At 72.1% G+C, this 1,745-nt stretch carries 2 protein-coding genes and 1 pseudogene; 1 reads left to right on the top strand and 2 read right to left on the bottom strand.

Annotated elements, in window-relative coordinates:
- Positions 1-20 precede the first annotated feature (20 nt).
- Together ACZ5CR_RS44550 and ACZ5CR_RS44545 are read right to left on the bottom strand one after the other, a co-directional pair.
- On the bottom strand, positions 21-875 hold the full coding sequence (locus ACZ5CR_RS44550) for a hypothetical protein (RefSeq protein WP_468869209.1): 855 nt from the start codon (positions 873-875) through the stop codon (positions 21-23).
- Positions 868-1,440 (bottom strand): RNA polymerase sigma factor, encoded by a 573-nt coding sequence (locus tag ACZ5CR_RS44545; RefSeq protein WP_468869211.1) that lies wholly within the window; start codon positions 1,438-1,440, stop codon positions 868-870. The genes ACZ5CR_RS44550 and ACZ5CR_RS44545 overlap by 8 nt, the downstream gene beginning before the upstream one ends.
- 202 nt (positions 1,441-1,642) lie before the next feature.
- Here ACZ5CR_RS44545 and ACZ5CR_RS44540 point away from each other — a divergent pair.
- Positions 1,643-1,745: pseudogene (locus ACZ5CR_RS44540) on the top strand (tryptophan--tRNA ligase); the annotation flags it as partial.

Raw genomic sequence — 1,745 nt, 5'->3', positions numbered from 1 at the left:
TGGTACACCGCCCGAGCCGTTCAGGTTCCCGATTCGCCCGGCCCGGCCGGAACCGACTTCCCGATCTCCAGCGCCCGCTCCCTCGACGCCACGCCTTCGAGCCGCAGCGTGAGCTCCGGCCCGTGCGTCCACAGGAGCGTCGGTCCCGCCGTCCGCTCGGAGCGCGTCCACCGGTCGCCGTCGTCCTCCACCATCCAGAACGTGAGCCGATGCGGGCGCGCGAACCACAGACCCGTCTCCCGGCCGACCTGAACCCAGTCGGGAGGCTCCGTCACCGTCTTGCTGAAGCCGAGGTCAAGACGTGCCCCGAACTCGTCGAGCCGTATCGTCCGGCCCTCGTCGCGCCAGCACAGGGTGACCAGGACGCGCGCGCCCCGCTCCCGCGTCACCGCCACGGCGTCCGGCGCGCCGAGCGCGTCCGGCACCGCGGGCACGAATCCGGCCCGCCGCTCGGCCTCGGACAGGCTCACCCCGCCGCCGCACCCCGGCACGCCGGCCCTGGTCGGCGGGGCCGCCGACGGGTCGTACCGCACCTCGACCCCGCCAAAGTCGAACCACTCGAAGACCGCCGCCCGCACCGGGGGTGTGAGCACCGCCGCCGTCAGGAGCCCGCAGAGCGCCGCCGTCAGGACCCGCCACCTCGCCCGCAGCCATGACCGCAGCCGGGAGAGGGGACCGGGCGGCTCGGCCACCGGGGCCGGCGCCGACTCCGCGATGATCTGCGCGAGGACCCGCTCGGCCATCGACGCACCGCTGAGCCCCGGCGGGTCGAGAGACCGACCGAGCGCCCGCAGTTCCTCGGGAAGCCGACGGGCGCCGCCGTGTCCGGTCTGCTCGGCGCCGCCCTCGTCCTGGCCGTCGCCCCGCTCACTCATGCCCGTCACCTCCTTCTGGTCCTTCCGGCACTTCTGGTCCCTGCGGCAGCAGCCGCCCCAGCTTTCGCAGCGCGCGGTTCAGCCGGGACTTGACCGTGCCCCGTGGCAAGCCCAGCGCCTCGGCCGTCTCCGTCTCGTCCATCTCGAGGAGATAGCGGTACGTGACGACCAGTCGGTGCTCCTCGCTCAGCCGGTCGAGCGCGGCGAGCAGGGCCTTCCGGCGCTCGTCCTCCAGAGCCGCCACCGCCGGGTCCGCCGATTCCGGTATCAGCGGCTCCGCCTCCGCGAGCGCGGCCTCGCGCCCGGCGAGCGACCGCTGCCGTACCGCCGAACGCACTGTGTTCCTCGTCTCATTGGCGACGATCGACAGCAGCCACGGCTTGAACGCCGAGCCGTCCCTGAACCGTCCCAAGGAGCAGTACGCCTTGAAAAAGGCCTGCTGCACCACGTCTTCCGCGTCCGATCCCGCGCCGAGTGCCACGGCCGCCCTGAGCGCGATCCCGGTGAAAGCGCGCACCAACTCCGCGTACGCCTCCGCCTCCCCGGCGCGCACACGCGCGATCACCGCACCCTCGTCGACGACGCGGCCCCCCTCCAGGACCTCCCCCTGTGCCCTCACACTCTTGGTACACCGGCCGGACGAGATCGGTTCCGCATTCGCGCGACCCGATCGAAGTGACAGATCCAAGCCACGCATCACAAGATCGCGGCACACCCGTCACACGTCTGTTTCCGAGCAATGAGAGACACCTGAGAGAATGAGCCCCATGGCCTCTGATCGTCCTCGCGTGCTCTCCGGAATCCAGCCCACCGCAGGCTCGTTCCACCTCGGCAACTACCTCGGCGCGGTCCGCCAGTGGGTGGCGCTGC

Source organism: Streptomyces sp. NPDC031274 (genome assembly GCF_055570235.1).
Note: the sequence above shows the minus strand (reverse complement) of the source record. Positions and strands in the feature narration are given on the sequence as shown.

Bases quoted from the DNA above. Each gene is read 5' to 3' on its own strand.
- ACZ5CR_RS44550 (WP_468869209.1), bottom strand. From the start codon at position 875: ATGAGTGAGCGGGGCGACGGCCAGGACGAGGGCGGCGCCGAGCAGACC.